This is a genomic window from Kitasatospora cinereorecta, assembly GCF_024172095.1.
Lineage (GTDB): Bacteria > Actinomycetota > Actinomycetes > Streptomycetales > Streptomycetaceae > Kitasatospora > Kitasatospora cinereorecta.
Genome location: NZ_JAMZDX010000008.1, coordinates 54156 through 80189 on the forward strand (window position 1 = coordinate 54156; position 26034 = coordinate 80189).

Consider the following 26034-nt stretch of genomic DNA (forward strand, 5'->3'; position numbering starts at 1 on the left):
GCCGGCACCCGTGGGTCTTGGGCAAGATCGGCGACTGGCGCATCCCGATGGGGCCCTACACGCCGCCCCAGTTGGTGGTGGCCGCCGTCGGCGCCTTCCTGCTGATCCGCACCGTCACCTGGTGGGCGCCGGTTCTCGGCCCCCTGCCGGTGGTGGTGTGGGCGGTGGCGATCTGGGCCGCGCGGCACTCACGGATCGCCGGCCGGAGCCCGTTCCTGGTGGCGGCGGACGCGGCCTCCCTGCTCATCGCTCCTCGCGGCGGCCGGATCGCCGGCCGCGCGGTGCGGCCGATGCGGCCGGTGGTGATGACCGGCTCCTTCACCGTCGAGGAAGCCCCGGGCGAGGAGTCGGCTGTAGAGGCCCCTGCCGTGCGCGGGGACCTGCGGCCCGAGGCGGAGTTCCGCTCGCTGAGCATCTTCGAGCCCCGCTCCCGCGATCCGCTCCCCGATCCCCTTCCCGCCGCCCCGGTTACGGGTCCGGCCCTCACCCCCCTGCAGCAGATGCTCGCCGCGGCCTCGGCCGCCCACACCCAGAAAGGGGAGCCGTCGTGAAGGCGTCGATCCGTCACATCGCCGGGCACATCCTGTTCTCCACCACCGGCACCGTCTGGGCCTTCTGGCGGGTCACCCCGGTCGGTTCCCGCTACGCCAGCGATCTCGAGCGCCAGGACGTGCTGCGTCGGGTCACCTCCCTGGTCCGCTCCCTTTCCGGCACCGCCCGCCTGTACAGCCTGTGCGCCAGGGTGGAGGCGAGCGAGGTCGCCGCCCGGATCGCCGACGGCATCGACCTGGACGCCAACCCCGGCGCGCTGGAGAGCGCCCGCGCCGCCGAGTACCTGCTGGCCGACCGCGAGATGCACCGCCGGACTATCTGGCTGGCGGTGCCGCTGCAGGCGCCCGGCCGGGCGGCGCAGCTGGCCCAGGCCCGTGGGTCGGCGTGGGCGATGTTCGGCGAGCAGGCCGGTCTGCCCGCGGCCCCGGTGCCGGTCGCCGATGTGCAGCTTTATAGGGGACTGGCCCGGCAGGCCGAGTCCGGGTTCGGCGGCGGTCTGCAGATGCGTCCTGCCCGGCCGGCGGAGATCGTGTGGCTCCACCAGCACGCGGTCCACCGCGGCATGACGGAGCCGCTGCTCACGGAGGCTGAGACCAGCGCGCGCTACGGCGGGCGGATCGTCGGTGCCCAGCTGCGCAGCCCCGGTTACGCGAGTCTGGGCCAGGTGCGGCTGCTGGAGGGCGGCCAGGACGCCGCTGCCCGGCGGGAGCGGGAGGAGGGCGGGCTGCGGGGCTGGTTCGGTTCCCGGATCGACGGCAGTGCCCTGTCGAAGCTCTGGCTGCAGGTGGAGACGGAGGAGCAGACCGGCTACCAGGCGCACCTGGCGCTGGAGGAGATTCCGGAGGCGGTGTACGAGGGCTCGGCCGATCTGCTGGCGCGGCTGGACGTGCTGCCGTGGCCGGTCGATGCGGTGGTGGACCTGACGCTGGTGGAGGGGCAGCGGGCGAAGCGGGCCATCGCCAAGAAGAAGGCCGAGCTGTCGGATCAGGCCGATCAGTGGGCGGCGCACCCGACCGGCACGCCGGACTCTCTGCACGGCGCGGCCGAGGTGCTTGGCGAGCAGGAGGCGCGTCTGGGGCGTACCAGCGTGGAGCTGGAGGTGCAGTCCCGCACTGTGTTCACGGTGTGGGGGCCGACCGCGCAGGTGGCGGACGAGCGGGCGAGGGAGTTGAAGGCCCGGCTGTCGGGCGCGGACTACGGGGTGATCCGGCCGCGCGGCGGGCAGGAGCGGCTGTTCCAGCTCGGCCTGCCCGGTGCGCCGTCGGTGCTTCGCCAGCGCGAGTGCACCCAGTTCCAGCTGTCCGAGGACTGGGCGATGAGCGGGGCCTTCACTGTCGCGGAGATCGGTGACGAGAGCGGCCCGATGATCGGTCAGAGTCTGGACGTCGGCACGACGAAGCCGGTCTACCTGGACTTGGCCGCCGCTCCGCTGAGCAACACGGCGGCGAGCCTCGCAGTGCTGGGGGACCTGGGGTCGGGCAAGTCGGTGCTGCTCAAGCTGATCGTCAGCACGCTGCTCGACCGGGGCCACCGGGCGATCGTGATCGACCGGACGAGTCAGCGCGAGTACGTGAGCTTCGCGTCCACGGCGGCTCCGGGCCGGCACCAGGTCATCGACGCCGCCAACGCGAAGGTCTCGATCGACCCGCTGCGCGTCCTTCCCCCTGCGGAGGGCGAGGCCGCGGCGCTCAGCTACCTGCTGCTGCAGACCCAGCTGGACCTGATGTCGCCGGGCGGTGCACTGCTCTCTCGGGCGGTGAAGGCTGCCGCCGCGTCCCGCAACCCGCACATGGGCGCCGTACTGGAGGAGCTGCAGGCCGTCGCCGACGGGGGCGGGACCCGGGGCGCGGCGGCCGCCGACGTCCTGGACCTGCTGGCCACGGTCAGCGATCAGAAGCTGGCCCGGATGGTCTTCGACCCGTCGCTGCCCGCTCTGTCGCTCATCGACCTGCAGGCCGACCTGATCATCTTTGCGACGAACGGGCTGACGCTGCCGCCGAAGGAGAGCCTGGGCCGGCCGGAGGTGCTGCGTACCCAGCCGCTGGAGGCCCTGATCGGCCGTGCGGTGCTGTACCTGATCGCGGCGATCTCGAGGCACATCGCTTTCACGGATCGCCTGCGCTTCGCCGCGCTGATCCTGGACGAGATCTACTGGCTGACCTCCTCCGCCGAGGGATCGGCGTTGATCTCCGAAATCGCGCACGACGGCCGCAAGCACAACGCGGGGTTCGTCGCCGGCGGCCACGACGCCCCGGAGCTCGGGAACGAGACGATCCGCGGGTTGATCACGCAGCGGGTGCTGGCCCGCACCACGGACGAGGCGATGGCCAAGCGCGGCTTGGAGTTCCTCGGTCTTCCCTCGGACGACGAGGGCCTGGTGCAGCTGGTCAAGGGCTTGTCGCCGCACGGCCAGCGGAACCGGGCCGGCGAGATGTTCCTGCAGGACACCCGCAACCGCGTCGGCCTCATCCAGGTGGTGGTCCCCGACCTGCCCAAGCACAAGAACATCTTCACCACCCCGGCCACCCGCCCGACCGCCGCCGGCTCGCTCCGGAAGGAGGCCCTGCGATGAACACCCCCACTTTCCCGGCTGCCCTTGAGCGCGCCGCGCGGCGTGCCGGAGTCGCCGGTCGCCGGGCGCTGCGGATCGCGCGGACGGTCCACCGGTTCGCCGCGGCCTACTGGCCCGGGCGCCGCACCGTGCTGATGACGGCCGGGATGACGTTCCTGTTCCTGCTGGCGGGAGCATCGGCCGCCGATGCCGCCGACGGCAGCGAGCGCGGCGGCATCCTGGCCCCCCTCAACGTGCTGTCGTCGGAGGGGGTGCCGCTCGACAACTACGACTTGAAGTCCGAGAACGGCGGCACGACCGACATCCGGTCCCACGTGTGCAACCTGCTCCTCGGCGCCGGGTTCGCGCTGGTGCGGATGGCGGTGGGCCTCATGTGCTGGGTCTGCCAGTGGATCTGGAACTTCCCCATCGTCTCGACGCTGGTGGAGACCGCGCAGAAGCTCAGCAGCGAGTTCTTCCAGGTCACCGCCAACGACCTGTCGCTCTACCCCCTCTTCCTGGCGGCGGGGACCGCCTTCGGCTGCATCCTGATCATGCGGGGGAGGATCGGCCGCGGCGCGGGCGAGATGGTCATCACCCTGCTGCTGTCGACGCTGGTGCTGATGCCCGCGCTCACTCCGCGCAGCGTCCTGGGCGAGCAGGGGCCGCTGGTGCAGACCCAGCAGGCCGCACACGAGGTCGGCCAGCTGGCCGCCGGGGTCAACGGGCCCGACCCGGGCTGCACCAGCGACAAGGACAAGAAGGACCCCAGCTGCCCGATGCGGATGACCCTGACCCGCGTCCTGGTCGTCCAGCCGTACCAGCTGCTGCAGTACGGGATCATCCCGAACCCGCAGTCCGAGAACGCCCATGAGCGGGAGCTCGCGGAGGTGCACCGGCGGTGGATCCACGGCGAGATCAAGGGCAAGGACGCCGGCGACGGCTGCGTCACCTGGGTCCCCGGCTCCGAGCAGCTGTGCCCCAAGAGCACGGCCTGGGAGGAGCTGAAGAAGGAGCTGCAGAAGCACGGCGATGAGGGGAAGGCGGCCTACAACTTCTCGGTCAACAGCAACTGGGACCGGGTCGGCGGCACCGTCTTGGTGCTGTTCGCGACGCTGCTGATTGCGATCGTCGTGCTCGGCATGGCCCTGGTCCACCTGGGCACGCAGTTCGCGGACGTGGTGGCCGCCTCGCTGACGGCCCCGGCGCTGGTGTGGGCGATGCTCCCCGGCGGCAACAGGAGTGCGCTCTGGAAGTGGCTCGGGATCTTCATGACGAGCGTGGTCACCGAGTTCGCCATCAGCATCATGCTGCCGCTCTTCGCGCTGGGCGCCGACCAGATTCTGACGAACTCCAAGGACACCGTCATGATCCAGCGGCTGTTGATCCTGGACGGTTTCGCGCTGGTGCTCCTGGTCTTCCACCGGCGGATCTTCGCCGCCGCCGGGCAGGTCGGTGAGCGGTTCGCGTCCCGGATGCGGTACGCGAAGGTGGGCGGCAGCTTGTTCCTGGGCGAGAACCAGGGCTTGGCGCTGGCCATGTCCCAGGCCATGGGCACCCTGTCTCCCTCCGGCGGCGGGTTGCTGGGCGGCGGTCGCGCCGGTGGCGGAGCGCTGGGCGGCGGCCTGTTCGGCGGCGGATCCCCCGCCCACGGTGCGCTGATGCGCAAGGCGCGCATCGCCGAGGGCCTGGCGGCGATCGCCGACCCCGGTCTCGGCCGCATGAACGGCGGGGCGATGGTCCTCGGCGCGTACGGGGACGTCCGCCGCGGGCTGTCCGCGCTGGCACTGCCCTTCCACGCCGCGCACCAGCTGGTGGCCGGCAACCCGCTGCCGCCGCACAAGCTCGCCGCCCGCATGAAGCCGGTCGGCTCCCGGGGGCCGCTGGGCGGGCAGACACCGCAGCACGGCCCGGGCGGACCCGGCACGCACGGCGGACCGGGCGGCGGGCGCGGACCGGCCGGTGGCGGAGGCAGGCCGCCCTTCGGGCGGCAGCAGCAGATGCCCGCCCACGGCCTCACTCCGGTAGGGCACGCCCTGCACAACTCGCTGCTGGGCACCCGGGCCGGACGCCTGGCGATCCGGGCGGGCCAGGTCGGCAAGCTGGGCTTCAACGCGGTCGTTGGTGCTCCGGCCACCTGGACCCGGCTGAACCGGGCCAACGACGCCATGTGGGAGAACGTCAACCGCCAGTGGGAGCACTACTCGAACGTCCGGCGGGAGTGGACCGGCGACTGGGCGGAGGGCGCGAAGGACCTGACGAAGGACATCCCGGCCGGCTACCGCATGGCCAAGCGCGGCGCCGAGGGAACCGTCAACGCCATCGGCGGGACGGCCCGGCACCAGTACTACCAGGCCGCCGCGTTCGGCCAGACCTACGGTCCGACGCTGGTCAACGGCGTCCGCGCCGCCTACGAGGCCGCCCACATCGGCTACGACCTGACGCTGGGCGACCCGTTCCAGCAGGCGAGCGGCCGGGCCGGCCACTTCGCCCCGGCCGACCAGGGCGAGGTCTGGGAGCACGCCAAGGGCCGAGGCCCGGAGTACCCCTTCCACGAGGTGCAGCCGAGCGAGCCCGTCATCGAGGCGGACCGCGCCGGTCAGGTGGTGGTCTACGGCGGCGAGGGCGACAACGGCCCGTCCGAGGTGCGTTCCGCGCTGGGCCCGGGAGTCTTTCCGCCGACCGAGCCGATCCGGGTGATCGAGGGCGAGGAGCCGATGGTCATCAACGAGCGCACGGGGGAGATCCTGGCGTCGCGGCCGTTCACGTCCATTCCGCCCGCGCCCGCCATGGAGGGCATGGATCCGGCAGTGCTGCGGCGGGTCAGCCCGGAGGTGCTGCGCGAGCCGGGCAGCACGCCGCTGGAAGCGCTGCGGATGCGCCGTCACATCGGCTACCAGACACCGCAGGACACCGCCGGTAGCAACGACGGTCCCGGTGACGGCCTGGTGGACGGTCCGGACGGGGGGCTCGGACTGTGAAGCTGTTCAGGGCCCACCGGAAGATCAGCTGCATGGGCCTGCTGCTGGTGTGCGCGGCGGCGACGCTGTGCGGTCTCACCATCATCAGCATGATCGAGGGCGCCGACCCGGGGGCCACCGCTCCGGTGGCCTCGGTCGGCGGCATCCCCCCGAGGCTGATGCAAGCGTACGTACAGGCCGCCGCCGCGATGCCGCAGCTCGACCCCGAGTGCAAGGGCATGTCGTGGCAGCTCCTGGCCGGCATCGGCAAGGTCGAGTCCGGCCACGCCGAAGGCCACCAGATCGACGCCGACGGGGTGGTGACACCCCCGCTCGTCGGACCGATCCTCAACGGCAGCGGGGCCGGAGGCAACACCACTCCCGTCTACGACACAGACCAGGGCCGGTGGGACGACAACAGCCAGTTCGACGCCGCGGTGGGCGTCGTCCAGTTCCTCCCCTCGACCTTCGCCTCGTACGCGGAAAGGGTCCGCCCCGAGGGCGGCGCCAACCCGCAGGACGTCGACGACGAGACGCTCGCCGCCGCGCTGTACCTGTGCCAGGGCCAGGACCTGACCGATCCGCAGACCCTGCACAACGCGATCCTCCGCTACAACTACTCCAGCGCCTACGTCGACGAAGTGCTGCGCTGGATGCGGCAGTACACCGAGCTCGGCGATCCCACGGGGACCGTGCCGATCGGGGACGCCTCCGAGCAGGCGCAGCAGGTGATCGCGGCGGCGGCGAGCCAGTTCGGTGTCCCCTACTCCTGGGGCGGTGGAAGCGCGGCGGGCCCGACGACGGGCATCTGCTGCTCCGAGGGCGGGCAGGACGGCCGCACGGTCACCGGGTTCGACTGCTCCGGTCTGATGGTCTATGCGTTCGCGAAGGTCGGGATCAGGCTGCCGCGGGTGGCCGCCGATCAGGCCGGGGTCGGGCAGCGCATCCCCGCCTCAGCCGGCGTGAGCGCGCTGCGGCCCGGCGACCTGGTCTTCTTCGGCAACTCGGGCGGGATCTACCACGTCGGCCTGTACATCGGCGGCGGCCAGATGATCAACGCCCCGAAGCCCGGCGATGTCGTCAAGCAAGCCGCCGTCTGGAACTACAACTATGCGGGCGGCGCCCGCTTGCTCGGCTGAGAGGCCACCATGATGATCAAGATTCCCCGGCGCCTGCCCGAGATCGCCGCCTTCGCCGTGCTCGCCGGAGGACTCGCCCTCCTGGTGACTCCGGGCGCCGCCGGCCACCGGCCGGAGGCGGTCACCACCGGCACCCGGACCCCGTCCGCGCCCGCCCCGGCGAGACCGCCGGACTCCGCCGCCCTTCCAACGCCCCCGGCAGCGGAGATGGCCTCGGCGACGGCGTCGCCGACGGGCACCCCGGTGGCCGGGGCGCCGTCGCCGAGTCCGGCCACCGAGCGGGACGTGATGCCCTCCGGCGTGCCCGCCGCCGGTGACGGGCCGGACGCTGACACTGCACTGCAGGCCGCGTTCTCCCGGCAGAAGCCGAGCGACCTCGCCCCGGTCGACGCCGAGCAGCTCACCTCCCAGGCCCGCGCGGTCTGGACGGCCGAGACCACCGGCGTCGGACGTGACCGCTGGCCGCTGTACTTCCCCGCCACCACCGGCGCGGGCCGCCTCTACCTCTACACCGACGTGCGGGTGCAGGCCGCCGCCGCGCACACGGTCGACGGCAGCGCCGACAAGGCCCGGGTCGACCTGCTGTGGGCGGGCACCTCCGCGACCGGCTCGTACGGGGACAGCCGACCGGCCACGTTGACCTTCACCCGCACCTCGACCGGATGGGAGCCCGTGCGATGAACGACCAGACCAACAGCACCGTGCTGCAGGACGTGCTGGGCGCGGCCTGGGGCGTCACGAGCCGGCTGGCCGACGTGGCCGCCTGGTGCAGCGACAACGCCGGGACGCTCCTGGTCCTCATCACCCCCGTGGCCGTCGCCGCCGGCGTCCTCCACCAGGTCCTGACCCGCCGCGCCCTCGCGCTGCGCACCCGCTACGTCCTGACGCCCAGCCGCCGGTTCGATCCGAGCACCGAGGACATCTGGCGCCAGACCGCCCTGCTGATGCGGGCGGCCGGCAAGGGCCCGTGGTGGGCACCTCGAGGAGCCCGCCGGGTGCGGGTGCGGCTGCGGGCGGACGGCAGTGTGCCGCTGGAGTACTCGATCGAGGGGCCCAAGGCGGCCGCCACTTTGCTCACCGACAGCCGCTTCCAGGAGGTCAGCGTCGCCGAGGCCGAGGAGGCTGCCGACCCGGTGGCCGCCCAGGCCGCGCAGGACCGGCTGGACAAGAAGGACAAGGAGCTGCAGCGGCGCCTGAAGGCCGAAGCCAAGAAGGCCCGGGCCAGGGCGAAGGCCGCCGGCAAGAAAGGCAAGGTGGCCTTGGAGAAGAAGAAGGAGAAGGACGGCCGCCTGGTCGCGGTGCGCGCCGAGTTCGTCCTCAAGGGACGTCCCTCCGCCGCGCTGCGCGAGGTGCCGATGAACCCCGATCCGCTCCAGCCGCTGATCGACGCCGTCAGCGACGTCCGCGCCGAGCAGGGGGACCTGGCCGAGGTCGTCCTCGACGTCCAGTCCATCCCGCTGTGGCAGGTGAAGCTGCGCCGCTGGAAGCTGATGCACGACGCCCAGGAGGAGCAGCGCAAGGCCGCCCGGAGGAACGCCCGCAACGCCGCGATCGTGGCGGCGGACGCGGAGGACTCGCTGCGCTTCCAACTGCTCAGCCTGCTCGACCCGTCCTCGAAGTCCTCCGCAGGCTCCCGGATGCCGACCCCCCGGCCGCGGGCGGTCGAGCCGGAGGAGGCGCTCGGGCGCCTGCACGGCAACACCGGGCTGGTGCGCATCCAGCTGCTGGTGCGCTGCGCCTCCGAGGATGAGGGGCGCGCCCGGCAGCTGCTGGAGCGGGTGAGTGCCGGTCTCGACGTCTTCGGGCAGGACAGCCGGCTCGCTGTGGACGGCGGCCGGTTCCTGAAGTGGTCGTGGGGTGCGGACAGCTGGCACCGCCGGGACTCCTTCGACCGGCGCTGGAGCAGCGGGCAGGTCGCCCCCCGGGAGCAGAACTGGCTGCACGTCAGCGAGCTCGCCGGGCTGTTCAAGCCCCCGACGATGCACGCGGTGCTGCCGGTCCTCGCCTCCGAGCTGCCCGACTACGTGGCCGGAGAGGCTCTGGTCCCGCACGGGCGGCTCGTCCACGCCGACGGCACCAGCCGGGTCATCGCGACAAGGGAGGAGGAGTTCCTCTTCAGCGTCACCTTGGGCAAGTCGGCCTACGGCAAGACCGAGACCGCGCTCACCAAGGCGATCGCGCTGGCCGCCGCGGGGTTCGGCGTGATGTTCGTCGACCCGCACGGTGACTCCTGGACCACGGCCTCCCCCTACCTGGCTCACCCCGCCTTCGCCTCCCGGGTGCGCCGGGTCGACCTGGCCCGGGCGGACCAGCCGGAGGCGAAGCTGCCGAGCTGGAACATGCTGGAGATGGACGCGGAGCGCAATGCCAACCGGGTGGCGTCGGCGGCGGTCGATGCCCTCGCGACTGGCCTGAACTGGACGGACGCGGCGGCACCCCGTGCGTTGACGATCTTCACGAAGTCCATTGAGGCGCTGGTGATGCACAACGGCCGGGCGGTGGCCGCCGGCCGGCCGGACGCGCAGGCGACCCTGCTGCAGATCCGCACCCTGCTGACGGACAAGCAGTGGCGGGACGCGCTGATCAAGCACCTGAGCCCGGAGCAGCGCCGGTGGTGGACCACGACGTTCGCGGCCTACCAGGTGGCGGAGGTGCTGGGCCCGGTGCTGAACCCGATCGACCGGCTCGCGTCGAACGAGGTGACGCGCGCGTTCCTGGGTTCGCCGGCGGGGACGTACGACATCCGGGAGGCGATGGACGAGGGCCACATCGTGTGGCTGTGTCTGGAGGGCACCGGGCCTTCGGACCGGCTGCTGGTCAGCACGGTCTTGCAGGACCTGCTGCGGGCCGGTCTGTCGCGGCGTGATCTAGCGGAGGAGGCGCGTAAGCCCTTCCACTGCTTCGCCGACGAGCTCATTTCCCTCGATCCGGCGGGCGGGCCCACCTTCGCGTCGATCAGCGAGCAGTTGCGGAAGTTCAAGGGCCGGCTGCACGTGATGGCGCAGCTGCTCAGCCGGGTGAGTCCGGCGACGAGGGAGTCGGTGATGCAGAACTCGTCCGTGGTGAGTACGACGTCCGGGTCGATGACGGCGGTGCGCACGATGGCCGATGAGTGGCACGGGGCGGTGTCGCCCGGTCAGATCGCGGACCTGCCGCGGTACTGGCACTACGTGCAGGTCACCGCGGACGGGAACCGGGTGGGGCCGCTGCGGGTGCGGGGTGCGCAGGTCTCCGAGCTGTTCGGGACGTACCACCGCCCGAAGCTGGTCGGGCAGATGGTGGAGAAGGCGGACGAGCAGATGGGCTCGAGGACGCTTCCGGAACTGCTGGCCGTCGCGGACGTGCAGGACGCCGTCGTGCTGGAGTTCAACGGGCCCGAGCCGGACCCGTCGGGCGGAGAGGGCAAGCAGTCGGACTCCTCACCCAGGGACGGCGGTGCGTCGACGGCTGCGCAGCAGCCGGCCGAGAGCGGGTCGACGGCAACGACTGTCCACCACCAGGTGGGGACAAAGCACGGCAGGCGAGGGCCAGGGCGCCCGAGAAGGCGGTAGCAGTCGCGGGTGTTCATGAGTGCGGCTGACCAGCGGTGCGAGCGGCGACCTGGAGATCGCTTCCCCAGCGCTCAAGGTCTGCGGCCGCAGGACAGAAAGATCAAGTTCTACAGCTGGAGTACTAGGAGGCTTCGCCGTCCGTCTCCTCGAAGTCGCCGATCATGGCCGGGTCGTCTGCCGAGGTCGACTCCGGCCAGGGCGCGGCGCCCGTAACGCCCAGGTCGACGCGCATCGCCTCTCGGGTGGCGCGGATCAAGGGCCAGAGCGCGTGTTGGCTCTCGGCGGCCGACCGTAGTGTCTCGCCGGCCCGGGGGTTCCCCTGTTCAATGCGCTTGATCTGCCCGTACACCCGGGTCAGTGCGTCGTTCAGTTTGTTCGCCGGGCCGATCACGGTGTCCGGGGCGATCATCAAGGTCTCGGACCAGCGATCTCGGTGGGCATTCTTCGCCCTTTCTAGCACTTGGAGGTCCTCGTCCCCGGGCGCGCGATCTCGCATGACGTACAGGTGGCGGCTCAGCGCGGTGGCGAACTGTCGGGCCTCCCGGTGGAGTTCGGTGTAACACCGCCGCCGCAGTTCGCTGTTCTCGCGGCGTTCCTGGATCGCGTGGCTCATCTCCAGCTCACGCTTCTTGACCCGATCCGCACCGCGCTGGGTCAGTAGCGCGCCGCCCAACGTCCCCGCCACCCCGGTCATCGCAATCAGTACCGCCCCCACGTCCATGGGATCACCCTAGGGTCCGTCTTCAAAGATGATCAAGCGATGAGAGATCATGTCGGGCGTGATACGTCGTCATGAGCTTTCTGATGCCGAGTGGGCCGTGCTCTCGCGGTTCCTGCCGAGTTCGGGGACCGCGGGCCGGCCGCGCAGTGACGATCGGGTGGTGCTGAACGGGATCGTGTGGAAGCTGCGGACCGGGTCGGCCTGGCGCGATGTGCCGGAGCGGTACGGGTCCTGGCAGACCCTGTACACGCGTTTCCGCAGGTGGGCGCTGGACGGCACGTTCTCGCGCATGCTGCGGCAGGTCCAGGCGGAGAAGGACGCGGCCGGGGACATCGACTGGCTGGTGTCGGTCGACTCCACGATCGTGCGGGCCCACCAGCACGCCGCGGGCGGCAAAAAGGGGCAGTCGACCGGGACGAAGCGGGTGATCACGCCCTCGGCCGATCCCGTGGCGGACTGAGCACCAAGGTCCACCTGGCCTGCGACGGACGCGGACGCCCGCTCGCTTTCGTCCTGACCGGCGGCAACCGCAACGACTGCACCCGCTTCGAGGCCGTGATGGCCGACATCCGCGTCCCCAGGGTTGGGCCGGGCCGGCCACGAACCCGACCCGACCACGTCATCGCCGACAAGGGCTACAGCTCCCGGAAGATCCGCGCCTACCTGCGCAGACGCGGCATCCGACACACCATCCCCGAACGCGCCGACCAGGTACTGAACCGTCTGAACCGGGGCTCTCGCGGCGGCCGGCCGACCGGCTTCGACCGGCAGGCCTACAAGCTCCGCAACGTCGTCGAGCGCTGCTTCAACCGGCTCAAGCAGTGGCGTGGCCTGGCCACCCGCTACGACAAGACCCGCGAGTCCTACCAGGCCACCGTCACCATCGCCTCGATCCTGCTCTGGATCTGATCTTTGAAGACGATCTCTAAGGGTTGTCCCGTAATTGATCTTTGAGTCGCCTGGGACAGGTCCAGTCGAGCTCCTATGGCTCGGTTATGCGGTCTGGAGGAGGTTGTGGAGGCGCGCGATGCCGAGCATGGCGTGGTGGACGCCGTCGCCCTTGAGGCGGCAGTCCCGGAGGATCTTCCAGGCCTTCATCCGGGCGAAGACGTGCTCGACGCGGGCTCGGATCTGCTTGTGCTCACGGTTGTGCTCGGCCTGCCACTCGGCCAGCTCGCCGCCGCGTGACCTCCGGTGCGGGATGACCAGGCCAGTGCCCGGATAGCCGCCGTCGGCGATGGTCGTCGTCCGGCCGACGGCGGCCTTCGCGCCGGACTCCTCCCAGGCCTTGCAGTCGTTCCGGTTGCCCCGCAGGGGCTTGCCGACCACGACGACCAGCCGGGTGTGGGCATCGATGACGACCTGGTGGTTGGTGGAGTACCGGTAGTTCTTCGACTGCTCGGCGATCGTGTGGTCGCGGGTGGGGACCAGGGTGCCGTCGACGATCAGCACGGTGCCCTTGCGGAACCGGCGCCGAGTGGAGCGCGAGCAGGGGGCCGATGTGGTCGAGGATCCGGCCGGCAGCTGACTTCGACACCCCGAACAGCGGCGCGAGCTGCCGCAGTGTCAGGTTCGCACGCCAGTATGCGGCGACCAGCAGGACCCGGTCCTCCAACGACAGGCTCCACGGGCGGCCGCGGCGTATTGCGCCGTCGGCGCCCTCGCGGCGGAGCATCGTGATCAGCTTCTGGAAGCCACGCGGGCTCAGCCCGGTGAACGGGGCTATCCAGGACGACTCGGACGCCGTGATCACACCAGCCACACCAAGATCATCCCACCCGTGGTGGCCACCCCGGTACGGCCGATAGTCGAGAATCCTGCCATGACCGAAGGTGACCGCCACGAGGCATCAACACGCTCCTTCCTTGCATGCGCGGCCGAAGTGGCCCGCCTGCTGGACCTTGGGGCTGCGGCCGACGTGCCCGAAGACAGGCGCGCGCGGCACCTGGCCCACGCCGCACGAAGGCCACTACTGGAACGCGCCAGCCTGCCCGAGGAGTTCTTCGGTCCGCTGATGGCCGCCGCCGTCTATGACCCGGACCCAAGCCACTGCCGCTGGTTCGTCGAGCCGGCGCTCTACGCATTCGGTCGCCGCAGGGTCCTGACAGCACTGCTCGGATATCTCCGCACGGGCACGGCTGCGGAACGAGCCGGCGCCCGCCGGGCCTGGTACTGCGCGCACCTTCCCCTACGCGCCGAGCGGTCACCGGCCTACGCACCCAGCGGAAGGCGCGATGCAGCCCTCGATGAAGCCGACGACGTGGTGAACCAGTGGCTGGAGTCGTCCAGACTCCAGCAGCTCGACCGCAGCGCATCAGGGGGCCAAGACCACGTCTGAGACTGTCGCGGCCGGAAGATCGTGGCGCATCTGCTCGGTTTACGGGACAGCTCTTAGACAACAGGTCATTCAGGGTGCAGCCCACCCGCGGAGTATCACCCGCGGCGGCTGCTCCCCTCGGTCCCAGCGGCGGTCCGGGTTTCCGGAAGGCTGGGAATCACGCTTCGCCGATGGGCCGAGTAGGTGAATTCGGGTGCGACCTGACGGTGGGGATGGGCAAGTCGACTAATCCATATCCATTTTGACCGATTAGTCGCGTTTATTTATAGGTGGTCTCTGGACTATGCCAGCGGTAGGTACCGTAACCGGCCGAATTGGTGTGGGCAGGTGGCCGAATCTTTCGTAGTGTGACTGATCGAGTGCTCTGTGACGCGAAGACAGCAGAGTGATTTGGTCATGCCTGCACGCCGGTTGACCTGAACCCTCGCGATCGAGCACCACGGGGGCAGGTAACGGGGGGCGATCATGCCGCGTTAGGCATCGCGGGCACCGAATGAGCCGGCTTGACCGGCTGCTCGGCGGCCCCGGCGGACAGGGTGGTCCGCTCCACGGGGGGCTCTGCTGTTCCAGCCCCCGGGTTTGACGCGCTGACGTCAAATCAGACATTGGCCAGCACGATCGCGTTGGGGCGTGACAGTGACTCTAGGGAATTCCAGCAAGCAGGCGCCCGCGGCTCCGAACCCGCCGGCACAGCGCACAGCCCAAGGCACCAGGCCGTCCGCCGGGGGAGAGCGCACACCGGTCGTGGTCCGCGAGCGCCGCTACGGCCTCGCCGTCATGGCAGCGCTGCTGGTGATCGCGGGTGGCCTGGGAGCCACCGTGCTCCAGCAGAAGGCCGGACAGCGGGTGTCCGCCGTGAAGGTCACCCAGCGGGTGGCACCCGGCCAGCACATCCCCTCCGCGGCGATCGAGGAAATCAAGGTCGCCGAGGACACCCCGGTCAACTTCGTCCGCTGGGAGCAGCGAGGCCTGCTGACGAGCCGTTACTTCACCGCTTCCGAGGTGCCGGCGGGCACGTTGCTGACCGGCATGATGCTCACCGAGAAGGTCGGCGTCGCCACGGACCAGTCCGTCGTCGGGCTGTCCCTGAAGTCGGGCACCTTCCCGGCCGGGCTCCGCGAGGGCGACCGCGTGAGGGTGATGTGGGTGGGCCGCACCGCGACTCAGACCGCCCCCACCGGCGGGGCCAGCGGCGGAACCCCCGCCGGGACCGAGCTCGCGGCCAGCGCCACGATCCGCCAGGTCTTCAAGAACGACAACGGCTCCAGCTCGTCCCTGTCCCTGAACATCCTGGTCCCCGCCGAAAAGGCGGGCGCCGTCGCCCAGGCGTCCGCGAACGGCGAGGTGGCCCTGGTGCTGCTCCCCGCCGCCGCGCAGTAGAGAGGGGACGCCGACATGGCACTGATCTTGGTGGGGTCCGCGAAGGGCGCGCCGGGAGCGAGCACCACGGCCCTGGCCCTGGCCTCCGTGTGGATGCGCAACTCGCTGCTCGTCGAGGCGGACGAGAACGGCGGCGACCTGGTCTTCCGTCACGCGGACAGCAACGGCGCCCCGCTCAACCCCGACAAGGGCATGCTGTCGCTCGCCGTCGCCGCGCGGCGCGGCCTGTCCGTACCCGCCCTGTGGGAGCACACCCAGCAGCTCAACGGCGGGCTGGACGTGCTGGTCGGTCTGGCCGGCCCCGAGCAGGCCGCTCCCTGGACCGGTCTGTGGCTGAACCTCGGCCGGGCTCTGGCGGCGATGGGCGACACCGACGCCATCGTCGACATCGGACGCATCGGCCCCCGCTCGAGCGGCGCGGACCTGCTCAACAGCGCCTCCCTCGTCCTGCTGGTGGCACGCACCCACGCAGAGGACCTCGCGGCCGTCCGCGACCGGGCCGACACCATCGCGCGCCGCCTCGGTGCCGGCGGCGCGCCCGTCGGCATCCTGCTCGTCGCCCCCAAGAGCGAGCACGCCCGGGCCGCGGCGGGACTCGGCCAGCTCCTGCTGGGGGCGGGCATCCCCGCAGAGGTCCTGGGCTGCATCGAGGAGGACCCGGACGGCGCCGCCCAGCTGGCGGGCCGCAAGGGCGGGAAGGTCGCGAAGTCCAAGCTGCTGCGCTCCACCCGGCTGATCGTCACCAACATCGGCGGCCGCTACGGACTCGGATGGAACAACGCCGCCCAGCACGCCAGCACCGCCGGCCGCGCGACCGCGGCCGTCTAGGAGATCCGATGGACCACGCACTCGTACACCAGATCCGGCGCCAGTCCGGAAGCGTCCTGGCACAGCGCCGCCGCTCCGACGAGGCGGCCGGCCTGGTCCCGATGGACCTGGACAGCGAGCGGCAGTACGCCCGTTCGGTGATCCGCGACGTCCTGAACGAGCACTTCCAGGCCGAGGCCGGACGCGGCATGGCGCTGCCCGACGCCGCCGAGGAAGCGGAACTCGCCGAGGCCGTCCACGCCGCGCTGTACGGCGCCGGGGCCCTGCAGCCGCTGCTGGAGGACCGGGACATCGAGAACATCGACATGCAGGGCCACGACAACGTCTTCATCACCCGCGCCGGTGGCCGTATCGAGCGGGGTGCGCCGGTCTGCGGCAGCGACGACGAACTTGTCGAGCTGGTGCAGACCCTGGCCGCCACGGCCGGGCTGACCTCCCGGGCCTGGGACACCGTCAACTGGGAGCTGGACCTTCGCCTGCCCGGCGGCGAGCGCCTGTCCGCCGTCATGGCCGCCTCCGAGCGCCCTCACCTGAGCATCCGCAAGCCCCGTCTGGGCAAGGTGGCGCTGGACTTCCTGGTCAAGAACGGCACCGTCAGCGACGACGCCGCCCAGTTCCTGCGCTCGGCGGTGCTCGCCAAGAAGAACATGGTCATCTGCGGGGCGACCGACTCCGGCAAGACCACCCTGCTGCGCGCCATCGCGAACGAGATCCCGCCGAGCGAGCGCCTGATCACCGTCGAGGGCGTCCGCGAACTCGGGCTCGACGAGTTCAAGGACCTGCACCCCAACATCGCCGTGTGGGAGGCGCGCCTGCCCAACTCCGAGGGGCAGGGCGAGATCAGCCTCTCCAGCCTGGTGCGCCGTTCCCTGCGGCAGAACCCCTCCCGGGTGATCGTTGGTGAGGTCCTCGGCGACGAGATCATCGACATGCTGCGCGCCATGAGCCAGGGCAACAACGGCTCCCTGTCCACGATCCACTCCGACTCCGCTCAGGGCGCGTTCAGTCGCATCGCCCTGTACGCGCTGGCTGCGGAGAAGCCGCTGCCGATCGAGGCCAGCCACATGCTGATCGCCCAGTCGATCAACTTCGTGGTCTTCATCAGCAAGGTCCGCAACCACGAGACCGGCGAGGAGCAGCGCAGGGTCACCGAGATCCGCGAGGTCAACGGCTTCGACGGGCAGGTCTCCTCCTCCCGGGTGTTCGCCTACGACCACGCGATCGGGGCGCTGCGGGCCGACTCGCAGATCAGCTGCCTGCCGGATCTGGAGCGTCACGGGTACTACCCGAGCGGGGGGTGGATGTGAGCAACATCTTCCTGTCCCCGGACACCATGCTGGCGCTGCTGTGCGGCCTGGTCGCCGGCGGCGGCGTGGCTCTGCTGATCGCCTCGCTCGTCGGCTGGCCCCGGCGGGCGAAGACCGGCCCGAGCACCGGGGAGCGGCTCGCCGCCTTCGCGCGGCGCCGGGGCGGCACGGCCGCGATCGCCGGGCTGCTCGTCCTGGTCACCACCCAGTGGCTGGTCGCCGCGGTCGCCGTCACCCTGGTCCTGCTGTTCCGCGACAGGCTGTTCGGCGGTGCCAAGGCCGAGCGGGAGGGGCTGGCCTACATCGAGGGCCTGGCCGGGTGGATCGAGAGCCTGCGCGACACCCTGGCCGGGGCGGTCGGCCTGGAGCAGGCGATCCAGGCCAGCGCCCGCGCCGCCGCGCCCGCGCTGCGTCCGCACCTGCTGACGATGATCGACCGGCTGCGGGCCAAGACCCCGCTGCAGGCCGCGCTCGACCAGTTCGCCGACGACCTCGGCGACGGCTCGGCGGACGTCATCATCATCGCGCTGAAGGACAACGCGAGGCAGCGCGGGCCTGGTCTGCGCGATGTGCTCGGCGAGCTCGCCCAGACCGCCCGTGACGAGGCGGACATGCGCCGCCGGATCCTGGCGTCGCGCGCCGGCACCCGCAGGAGCGTGCAGATCGTGACGACGATCGTCGTCGCGGTCCCGCTCGGCACGGCGATCTTCAACCCGACCTTCGTCGAGCCCTACCGCACCGTCCAGGGCCAGGCCGTGCTGATGGTCGTGGTGCTGTTCTTCACCGCGGCGCTGGTGTGGCTGCGCAGGCTGTCCGTCCTCAAGGCGCCGGACCGTCTGCTGCTCCGATCGGAGGTGTCCCGGTGATCGCGACCATGGCGGCCGGCGGCGCGTTCGGCCTCGGCCTGTTCCTCCTGGTGCGGGCCCTGCTGCCCGGCAGGGTCAGCCCGGCGGCGGCCGTTGCGCGCGTCGACGCCCTGCGAGCGGGCGGAGCGCCGGCGGTGTCGGCTCCGGTCACCGCCGTCGGTGCCCAGGAGAAGATCATCGGCCGGATCGGCCCGAAGATCGCGGCGTTCTACGCCAAGCAGGGCTGGACGCTGCACTCCCAGCGCGCCAACCTGGCGCTGCTGGAGAAGCCGCTGGACGTCTTCCTGGCGCAGAAGGTCGTCTTCGCGGCGGCCGGGCTGCTGGTCGGTCCGCCGATCTCCCTGGTGCTGTGGATGGGCGGCGTCACCGACAGCGCCCTGACACCGGTGTGGCTGACCCTGGTGTCGATCGTCGGCTGCTTCTTCCTCCCGGACATGGAGGTCGCCACCGAGGCGACCAAGGTCCGGGCGGAGTACCAGCGGGCCGTCAGCGTCTACATGTCGCTCGTCCACCTCAACCTGGCCGGCGGCAGCGGCCTGCCCGAGGCGATGAAGGCGGCCGCGGAGTCGTCCAACAGCGCCCCGATGGTCCGCATCCGCCGTGCCCTGGACGAGGCCCGCCTGCAGGGCATCCCGCAGTGGCAGGCACCGGGCCGCCTCGGGGAGGAGGTCGGCCTCACCGACCTGATCGACCTGACGTCCACCCTGTCACTGGTCGCCGAGGACGGGGCGAAGGTCCGCCAGTCCCTCAAGGCCCGCGCCGAGACGCTCCGCAGGCGCGACATCGCCCGCATGGAGACCGCCGCCGGCGCCAACGGCCAGTCCATGTTGGTCGCCCAGATGCTGCTCGTCGCCGGGTTCCTTGTGTTCCTCGGCTACCCCGCCATGCAGCACCTGGCGTCCTTCTGACCACCACCCGAAGATTTCTGCTCCAACTACGAGGGGAGACCCCATGTCCGTCACCGTCATCGAGGCGCACACCGAGCGCCCGACCCCCAAGCCGCTGACGCAGCGTCTGGCCGCCGCCAAGGCGGGCCGCAAGGGCAAGCGCGGCGATGCTGGTCTGTCCGCCGTCGAGTTCCTCGGCTTCGCCCTCCTGGCGATCGTCATCGTCGGCATCGTCGGGTTCGGCGTGAAGCAGGCCATCACCACCAAGACGAACGACGTCGGCACCTGCATCACCACGTCCGACTCCACCCAGAACGGGACCGGGACCGGCTGCAAGTAGGGCCGGGCCGTACACCGCTGAACTGGACCAGGGTCATGAAGGGGGAACCACCAATGCGGCACCGACCGGGTCTGTCCCGGGCCCGTCGCCAGGGCGACCGAGGATCTTCGACGATCGAGTTCCTTCTGCTCACGCCGCTGCTGGTGGGCATCGTCTTCTCCCTGGTCCAGTTCGGCATGTACTACTTCGCCAAGCAGGTCACCGAGGCCGCCGCGCAGGCTGGAGCCCGCAAGGCCCGCGCCACCGCGGAGGACTACCCGAACGGCTGGGCCGACGCCGCTCGCACCACCACCGCGAGCCGGATCCAGGACCTGGGTCCGGCGCTGGTGGGCGACCCGTCCATCACGCCCTACGCGCAGGGGGACAACGTCGGAGTCGTCGTGACCGCCGACGTGGTCTCGGTGGTCCCGTGGATCCACCTGCACGTCACCTCGCGCAGCGTGGGTCCGATCGAAAGGTTCATCCCCGATGCTGGCTGACACCGTGCGGCCCCGACGGACGGATGCCGGGGTCAGCTCCGTCGAGCTGGTCCTCATGGCGCCGCTGCTGATGCTGTTCATCCTGCTGCTGATCGCGCTCGGCCAGATCAGCCAGGCCCAGTCCACCCTGGACGGCACCGCCCGCGACGCCGCCCGGGCCGGGGCGCTTCAGCGGGACTGGAACTCCGCCGTGGCCGCCGCCCGGCAGACCGCCAACGCCAACATCGGGGGCACCTGCGCGGGCGGCATCACCGTCACCCCCAGCGGGACCTTCGAGGCCGGGGGCATGTTCACCATCACCCTGTCCTGCGACGTCCAAGGCCTGAGCTCCCTCGGGATCGGGTGGACCAAGCAGGTCTCGGGCAGGTCCACCGCCCCGCTCGACACCTACCGCCGGGTGGCGCCATGACGATCACATCCCGCCGCGCCCGCCGCGGCGACAGCGGCTCGGGCGCGATCGCCCTGATCCTCGCCGCGATCCTCGTCCTGGTCGTCGCCGGATTCTTCATCGACACCGGCCGGGCGATCCACCAGCGCGAACGCGCCTCCGACGTCGCCGAGCAGGCCGCACGATACGCCGCCAACCACATCAGCGCCGACGCCCTGCGCGCCGGAGCCGGTGTGGTCGTCGACACCCAGAACTGCACCTCGAACGTGCAGGCCTTCGTGCTGCAGTCCGGCTTCGCCGACAGCGACGCGTACGCCTCCGAGTGCACCGCGGCCGTCGGAAACACCGTCAGCGTCCGTGTCCGCCTCACCTATCACCCCCTCCTGATGAAGATCGGCAATGGCGACCCACAGGTGTGGGGCCACGCCACCGCACAGGCCGTACAGGAACATTGACCCCTGACGGATCATCCGAAGGGGACGGGAGAACACAATGACCAGCACCACCCGCACGCACCACCTGCCGCTGAACGCCGTCTCGGGCGCAGCGGCCGCCGCGCTGCTCGTCGCCGTCCTGGCCGGCTGTTCCTCCAGCGGCTCCAAGGCCTCGAGCGACATCACCGGTGCCCAGAGCGCGCCGCCCACCACCGCGTCCGCCAGCCCCAGCCCGACCGCGGCCCAGCCGGCCGGGGCCCCTCCAATCGCCCTGCCCGACGACGTCATCGTCAACCTGGAGTTCAAGCCCAGCGGCGACGCCACCAAGGACAAGGTGTCCGCCGACCTGAGCTACGCACTGAAGGCGTTCAACGAGGCCCAGGCCAAGGGCGACATCAACCTCCCGTCGATGCTCTACTCCTACACCGGCACCGCGGGCGCGTACATGAAGCAGGCAGTCGACCAGCTCACCTCGAGGAACCAGACGATCACCGGTACCGACCGGTACTACGCCCTGACCGTGGACGTGAAGGACACCTCCCACGCGGTGGTGGCGTACTGCGAGTCGCAGGCGGCGAGTTACGCGAAGGACAAGGCCAGCGGAAAGGTCCTCACGACCACGCCCGGCATCAACGACTTCACGGACTGGACCATGAGTATGGAACTGTCCGACAAGGGCGTCTGGCGCGTGGCCACCCCGCTCGCGGAGAAGGGGTCCACCCGGTGCCAGAGCGCAGCCTGAGGACGTCCGCCGGGGCCGTCGCCGTCGCGCTCGCCGCGACAGTGGCGGCCTCGGCCACCGCTCATGCGGACCGCGGTACCGGCTGGGGCAGCGCGCCGTCCGTGGGAGCCATCGAGTCGCATGTGGAGATCCAGGTCAGCGGGGCCGGTGCGGACGGAAAGCACCTGACCTCGCTGGGCGGCAACTACGATCCGCCGGCGTGCTGGTACGAGCCCCAGTACACGCCGGAGCAGTTCGACGCGGCGTACCAGCAGATGCTGGCCGGGATGTCCGGGGCGATGGGCGCCGAGGCGAAGGCCGAGTACGACCGGCTGAAGGCCGATCAGGACTTCCACCGCGGGCAGGACGGCCGCTGGTGGGGCATGGTCAAGACGAAGAAGGCCTGGGACCTGCCGGTCACCGCGCCGTGCACGCAGCAGGCGGGCATCGTGTGGGTGCCCACCGGCAAGCCGCCGGCCGGGATGCCCGTGATCACCCCGGTGATGTTGTCGAAGTTGGCGTACGGGGCGACGAAGCTCCCGCCGCCGCACGTCGCGCTGTCGCCGCGCGCCGACCAGCAGACCGTCAACCTGCCGACGTACGTGAAGTTCGACCAGCCGATCCAGCCGGTGTCCGTGACCGCCTCGCTGAACTACAGCGGGATCAGCGTCGCAGCGTCGACGCTGGCCGTGCCGGTCAGCCTGCGGATCGACGCGGGCACCAACGACGCGAGCCCGGCAAGCTGCACCTACGACTTCGTCAGGAGTGGCTCCGGGTACCAGGTCGACTCCTCCGGTTCCTCCTGCAACGTGACCTACCAGCGCTCCAGCCGCGGCGGCACGTTCCCGCTGACCGCGCAGGTGACCTGGAAGGTGACCTGGACCGCGTCGACGAACCCGAACGCCACCCCCGCGAATCCCCTGCCGGACGGGGTCACCGGCGGCGCACCGCAGGACGTGACCGTCCGGGAGATCCAGACGATCGTCACCGGGTAGGCCGGGCGAGACAGCGCAACCGAATCAAGGAAGGCCGAGGATGGCGAACACACGGATCAAGGCGCCCGCGGGTGCCGGCTCACGCACGCTCGGGGACGTGCTGCGGGCGCTGCTCGCGGGGGTGCTGCTGGCCGCCATCCTGGCCGGCATTCCCTATGGCCTGGTGCGGTTCGTGGGGTGGCCGCTGCCCACGACGATGCCGGACATGTCGATGCTCACCCAGGCGGTGGGCGTCGACACGATGATCGACATCCTCGCGGTCATCGTCTGGGCCCTGTGGGCGCAGTTCGCGTTCTGCGTCGCGGTGGAGCTCCGGGCCGCGGTGTCGGGTATCGACATCGACGTGCGCCTCCCGGCGGCCGGCGGCAGCCAGGCGCTGGCCCGGGCGCTGGTCACCAGCATGCTGCTCGTCGGCGCCGGCGCCCTGACCGCCGGTCAGGCTGCGAGCGCCGCAGCGGTCCCGGCCCCCGGCCCGCAGGTGGCCGCGGTCGCCAGCGCCGTTCCCGCCGCCGCCCCTCAGACCGCCGCCACTGCGGCCACGGCGGCTCCCGCCGCCTCGGGTCCGGTTTACACCGTGCAGGCCTCCACCGGTTCGCACCACGAGACGCTGTGGGACATCGCCGAGCGCCACCTGGGCGACGGCAAGCGGTACAAGGAGATCTTCGAACTCAACAGGGACCGCATCCAGCCGGACGGCAGCCGTATGACCGAGGCCGGGATCGTCCGCGCGGGCTGGCAGCTGGTGATGCCCGCCGACGCCACGGGCCTGCCCGGCGCCTCCGCGGCCGAGCCTGCGCCCGCCGCGGCGGCCGGCGGCGGCCAGCACACCGTCACCGTGCAGAAGGGCGACACCCTCTCCCGGATCGCCGAAGAGCAGCTCGGCAGCGCCGACGCCTACCCGCAGCTGCTGGAGGCGTCGAAGGACGTCGTCCAGCCGGGCGGGCGGCACCTCACCGACCCCGACAAGCTGTTCCCGGGGGACGTCATCGTGATCCCAGGACCGGCCGCGGCGACGCCGACACCGGCCGCCACCGCACCCGACCCGGCCCCGGCGGCAGCCGCCCCGGCCGCCACCGGTACCGCGCCCAGTGCCCCCTCGACGCCGTCGCCCGCCCCGAGCCGCCCTGCACCCGCCGCCACCGATGCGGCCTCCCCCGCGGCCGCGACGCCCGCGCCCGCCGCCTCGACGGCCCCCGCCACCCCGACGGCTCCCGACGCCACACCCCAGGCCCCGCAGACCGCCGAGGCCACGACCGGCGACACCACCCGGTCGCCGATCTCCCTCCAGCAGGGCATCGGCGGAATCGCCGCCCTCCTCGGCGCCGGCGCCCTGGCCGTCATCGTCGCTCGGCGCCGCGCGCAGCAGCGCGACCGGCGACCCGGCGAGCAGATCGCCATGCCGGAGGAGACCAGCCAGGTCGAGATGGTGCTCGACCGCACCTCCTCCCCCGTCCTGGTCGACCTGCTCGACCGCGCGCTGCGCACCCTCGCCCACCACCACGCGCAGGACCTGCCCCAGATCATCGGCGCCCGGGTCCAGCAGGACCGGGTGGAGATCCGGGTCGAGGACCCCGACGCGGAGGCCCTGGCCCCGTTCACCGACCGATCCGGCGGATGGTGGGGTGTCCGCGGCGACCGCGCCGTCCTGCTCAGCGCCGCCGAGGCCCGCACCGTGCCCGCCCCCTACCCGGGCCTGGCCACGATCGGCACCGCCGAGGACGGCACCCTGCTGCTGGCGGATCTCCACCACGCCCGGGTGCTGCTGCTGGACGGCGACGAGCAGAACGTGCGCGAGGTCGCCCGCGGCATCGCCATGGAGGCCGGCACCGCCCTGTGGGCCGACCATGCCGAGATCATGACCGCAGGCTTCGGGCTGGAGCTGCAACAGCTCCTCCCCCAGTGCCGCACCATGTTCGTCCCCCGCCTGGCCACCGCAACCGCCGACCTGGCGCGGGTGATGGTCGAACTCCACCAGGCCGAGCACGAAGGCGGCGAGCAGCCGCAGCCGTGGATGGTGGTGTGCTCCACCGTCCCGTCGCCGGACGAGCTGTACGAGTTCGCGGACGTCATCGGCAAGGTGCCGGACAGGGTGCGCGTCGCGGCGGTACTGCCCGCCGCCGGCCAGGCCCGAGACCTGTTCCCCGACGCCGAAATCCTGGACGCGAACCTGGTGACGGACCTTCAGTCGCTCGAGTCGTTGGACACCGAGGTCGTCCTCCAGCGCGTCACGGACGAGGTCTACCGTCAGCTGACCGCCGACCTGACCACCGCCGCACAGCCAGCCACCGAGGCCGAAGGCGCCTGGGCGCAGGTCCCCGACCCCGACCGCAAGGTGTTCGGCCCATCCTCTCCCCAGAAGGGCGGCACCCCGCCCCGCAGCCACCTGTCCCTGCTGGCCACCCCCGCGGTGCCGACTGCGACGGCCGACGGCGGACAGAAGGACGAGGACGAGGAGACGACCGAGGTTGGGAACGTGCCCGCTGCCGGCATGCCGACCCAGGCCGACGCCGAGCAGCTGCCGCCGACCGGCACCGGGTCCATCGCACCGGTCGCCGCCAAGTCGGGCGAGGACGCCATCCCTGCTCAGGCCCAAGGCCCGGTGAACGCCACCGACGACACCGTCGACGGGGACCCTGCCGCAGCCGCCACGGCGCCCAAGCTTGCGAAGGTCCCGCCGCGGGTGAGCGTGGTCCGCGACGGCGACGCTCCGGCGCCGGCCGAGGGGACTGCCCCTCAGGTGCAGGTGCTGGGGCCGCTGCGGATCACCGGGATCGGCGATGCCCCGATCCAGCCGAAGCTGGTGCTGCTGGCGGCGCTGCTCCTCTTCAAGTCCGACCGGGGCTACGGCGCGATCGCCAACAACATGGACCCCGTCAGCCCGTGGACCCAGTCGACGATGGACACCCACATGTCCCGACTTCGGCGCCGGCTGGGCGTCGACTCCACCGGAGAGCCGTACCTGCGCCCCAAGCCCAAGGGCGTCGAGCAGTACGCCCTCTCACCCGAGGTCACCTGCGACTACGCCACCTTCAGCTACCTCGCGCAGCGTGGACTTCCGCACGGACCGGCCGGGGTCCTGGACCTGGAGGCCGCCCTCGATCTCGTCCGCGGCCGCCCGTTCGGCGGGGCGGGCGCACACACCTGGGCTGCGCCGCTGGTTCAGACGATGGTCAGCCAGATCGTCGACACCGCCCACGCGGTGGCCACGCTGCGGATCCAGGACGAGGTCCTCGACATCGAGGCGGCCCGGCGGGCGGTGGCGGTGGGACTGGACGTCGAGCCGGCCGCCGAGATGCTCTACCGGAGCTGGATGCGCATCGAGCACCGGGCGGGCAACCAGGCCGGGGTGCGTGAGGTCATCGACCAGGTCCGGCAGATGACGGTCGACATGGGGTGGGACGGGATGCTCCAGGACGAGACCGAGCAGCTGATCGCCCGCCTCACTTCCAAGCCCGCCGCCCGGATCCGCTTCTAGGATCTGCAGTTTCGTGAGCACTGTCGGCGGATCATGAGCACTGTCCGAGCAAATCCACGTGATCACGAGCATCGGTGACGCTCAGTAGTTGTCGGTTGTCGGACTCTTGCGGTCTTCCGAGC

General features: G+C 71.3%; 21 protein-coding genes and 1 pseudogene. 20 read left to right on the plus strand and 2 right to left on the minus strand.

All coding sequences use genetic code 11. From position 1 onward, the window contains the following. The first annotated feature begins 17 nt into the window (after positions 1 to 17). The 6 genes from FHR36_RS35540 to FHR36_RS35565 are packed head-to-tail and all read left to right on the plus strand — an operon-like array spanning position 18 to position 10753. A complete protein-coding gene (locus FHR36_RS35540) occupies positions 18 to 551 on the plus strand; it encodes a hypothetical protein (RefSeq protein WP_253804256.1) in 534 nt (177 codons plus the stop codon). Continuing rightward, positions 548 to 3124, plus strand: a complete 2577-nt coding sequence (locus FHR36_RS35545; protein ID WP_253804257.1) for an ATP-binding protein — start codon at positions 548 to 550, stop codon at positions 3122 to 3124. The genes FHR36_RS35540 and FHR36_RS35545 overlap by 4 nt, the downstream gene beginning before the upstream one ends. Beyond that, the gene (locus FHR36_RS35550) at positions 3121 to 6084 is read left to right on the plus strand and encodes a hypothetical protein (protein WP_253804259.1); all 2964 of its coding nucleotides are present in this window, start codon (positions 3121 to 3123) and stop codon (positions 6082 to 6084) included. The genes FHR36_RS35545 and FHR36_RS35550 overlap by 4 nt, the downstream gene beginning before the upstream one ends. After that, a complete protein-coding gene (locus FHR36_RS35555) occupies positions 6081 to 7202 on the plus strand; it encodes a C40 family peptidase (RefSeq protein ID WP_253804260.1) in 1122 nt (373 codons plus the stop codon). Before FHR36_RS35550 ends, FHR36_RS35555 begins: the two co-directional genes overlap by 4 nt. A gap of 9 nt (positions 7203 to 7211) precedes the next feature. Continuing rightward, entirely contained in the window at positions 7212 to 7883 is a 672-nt protein-coding gene (locus FHR36_RS35560) for a hypothetical protein (protein ID WP_253804261.1), read from the plus strand. Then, entirely contained in the window at positions 7880 to 10753 is a 2874-nt protein-coding gene (locus tag FHR36_RS35565) for a type IV secretory system conjugative DNA transfer family protein (protein ID WP_253804262.1), read from the plus strand. The genes FHR36_RS35560 and FHR36_RS35565 overlap by 4 nt, the downstream gene beginning before the upstream one ends. Positions 10754 to 10874: 121 nt before the next feature. On the opposite strand, the gene FHR36_RS35570 is transcribed toward FHR36_RS35565, so the two are convergent. Beyond that, positions 10875 to 11474 (minus strand): hypothetical protein, encoded by a 600-nt coding sequence (locus FHR36_RS35570; RefSeq protein WP_253804263.1) that lies wholly within the window; start codon positions 11472 to 11474, stop codon positions 10875 to 10877. Positions 11475 to 11535: 61 nt separating this feature from the next. On the opposite strand from FHR36_RS35570, the gene FHR36_RS35575 reads away from it, so the two are divergent. Continuing rightward, positions 11536 to 12383, plus strand: a protein-coding gene (locus FHR36_RS35575) for an IS5 family transposase (RefSeq protein WP_407660891.1) whose coding sequence is annotated in 2 segments (ribosomal slippage) — positions 11536 to 11899 and positions 11899 to 12383 — 849 coding nt in all. Because the reading frame shifts where the segments join, the coding sequence is not laid out codon by codon here. Positions 12384 to 12467: 84 nt separating this feature from the next. Here the strand turns inward: FHR36_RS35575 and FHR36_RS35580 are convergent. Beyond that, positions 12468 to 13236: pseudogene (locus FHR36_RS35580) on the minus strand (transposase). A gap of 60 nt (positions 13237 to 13296) precedes the next feature. Between FHR36_RS35580 and FHR36_RS35585 the strand changes: the two are divergent. The 13 genes from FHR36_RS35585 (at position 13297) to FHR36_RS35645 (ending at position 25912) form a co-directional block, all read left to right on the plus strand. Then, positions 13297 to 13812, plus strand: a complete 516-nt coding sequence (locus FHR36_RS35585) for a hypothetical protein (RefSeq protein WP_253804264.1) — start codon at positions 13297 to 13299, stop codon at positions 13810 to 13812. Between the two features lie 744 nt (positions 13813 to 14556). Beyond that, positions 14557 to 15192, plus strand: coding sequence for a hypothetical protein (locus FHR36_RS35590; protein ID WP_253804265.1), 636 nt, complete (start codon positions 14557 to 14559; stop codon positions 15190 to 15192). Between the two features lie 15 nt (positions 15193 to 15207). Then, on the plus strand, positions 15208 to 16020 hold the full coding sequence (locus FHR36_RS35595; RefSeq protein ID WP_253804267.1) for a hypothetical protein: 813 nt from the start codon (positions 15208 to 15210) through the stop codon (positions 16018 to 16020). Between the two features lie 8 nt (positions 16021 to 16028). Beyond that, complete coding sequence (locus FHR36_RS35600) at positions 16029 to 17327, plus strand: TadA family conjugal transfer-associated ATPase (RefSeq protein WP_253804269.1); 1299 nt, start codon at positions 16029 to 16031, stop codon at positions 17325 to 17327. Further along, positions 17324 to 18193, plus strand: coding sequence for a type II secretion system F family protein (locus FHR36_RS35605; RefSeq protein ID WP_253804271.1), 870 nt, complete (start codon positions 17324 to 17326; stop codon positions 18191 to 18193). Before FHR36_RS35600 ends, FHR36_RS35605 begins: the two co-directional genes overlap by 4 nt. Beyond that, the gene (locus FHR36_RS35610; protein WP_308199724.1) at positions 18190 to 19101 is read left to right on the plus strand and encodes a type II secretion system F family protein; all 912 of its coding nucleotides are present in this window, start codon (positions 18190 to 18192) and stop codon (positions 19099 to 19101) included. The genes FHR36_RS35605 and FHR36_RS35610 overlap by 4 nt, the downstream gene beginning before the upstream one ends. A 43-nt stretch (positions 19102 to 19144) precedes the next feature. Further along, positions 19145 to 19420 (plus strand): hypothetical protein, encoded by a 276-nt coding sequence (locus FHR36_RS35615; RefSeq protein WP_253804273.1) that lies wholly within the window; start codon positions 19145 to 19147, stop codon positions 19418 to 19420. Positions 19421 to 19473: 53 nt separating this feature from the next. Further along, positions 19474 to 19899 carry a TadE/TadG family type IV pilus assembly protein gene (locus FHR36_RS35620; RefSeq protein WP_253804275.1) on the plus strand — a complete coding sequence of 142 codons (426 nt, stop codon included), beginning with the start codon at positions 19474 to 19476 and terminating at the stop codon, positions 19897 to 19899. Continuing rightward, positions 19889 to 20308, plus strand: a complete 420-nt coding sequence (locus FHR36_RS35625) for a TadE/TadG family type IV pilus assembly protein (protein WP_253804277.1) — start codon at positions 19889 to 19891, stop codon at positions 20306 to 20308. The genes FHR36_RS35620 and FHR36_RS35625 overlap by 11 nt, the downstream gene beginning before the upstream one ends. Further along, positions 20305 to 20742, plus strand: a complete 438-nt coding sequence (locus FHR36_RS35630; RefSeq protein WP_253804279.1) for a TadE/TadG family type IV pilus assembly protein — start codon at positions 20305 to 20307, stop codon at positions 20740 to 20742. The genes FHR36_RS35625 and FHR36_RS35630 overlap by 4 nt, the downstream gene beginning before the upstream one ends. Positions 20743 to 20779: 37 nt before the next feature. After that, on the plus strand, positions 20780 to 21463 hold the full coding sequence (locus FHR36_RS35635; RefSeq protein ID WP_253804281.1) for a hypothetical protein: 684 nt from the start codon (positions 20780 to 20782) through the stop codon (positions 21461 to 21463). Then, complete coding sequence (locus FHR36_RS35640) at positions 21445 to 22437, plus strand: hypothetical protein (protein WP_253804282.1); 993 nt, start codon at positions 21445 to 21447, stop codon at positions 22435 to 22437. The genes FHR36_RS35635 and FHR36_RS35640 overlap by 19 nt, the downstream gene beginning before the upstream one ends. 40 nt (positions 22438 to 22477) lie before the next feature. Then, positions 22478 to 25912, plus strand: coding sequence for a LysM peptidoglycan-binding domain-containing protein (locus tag FHR36_RS35645; protein WP_253804284.1), 3435 nt, complete (start codon positions 22478 to 22480; stop codon positions 25910 to 25912). The last annotated feature ends 122 nt before the right edge of the window (positions 25913 to 26034 follow it).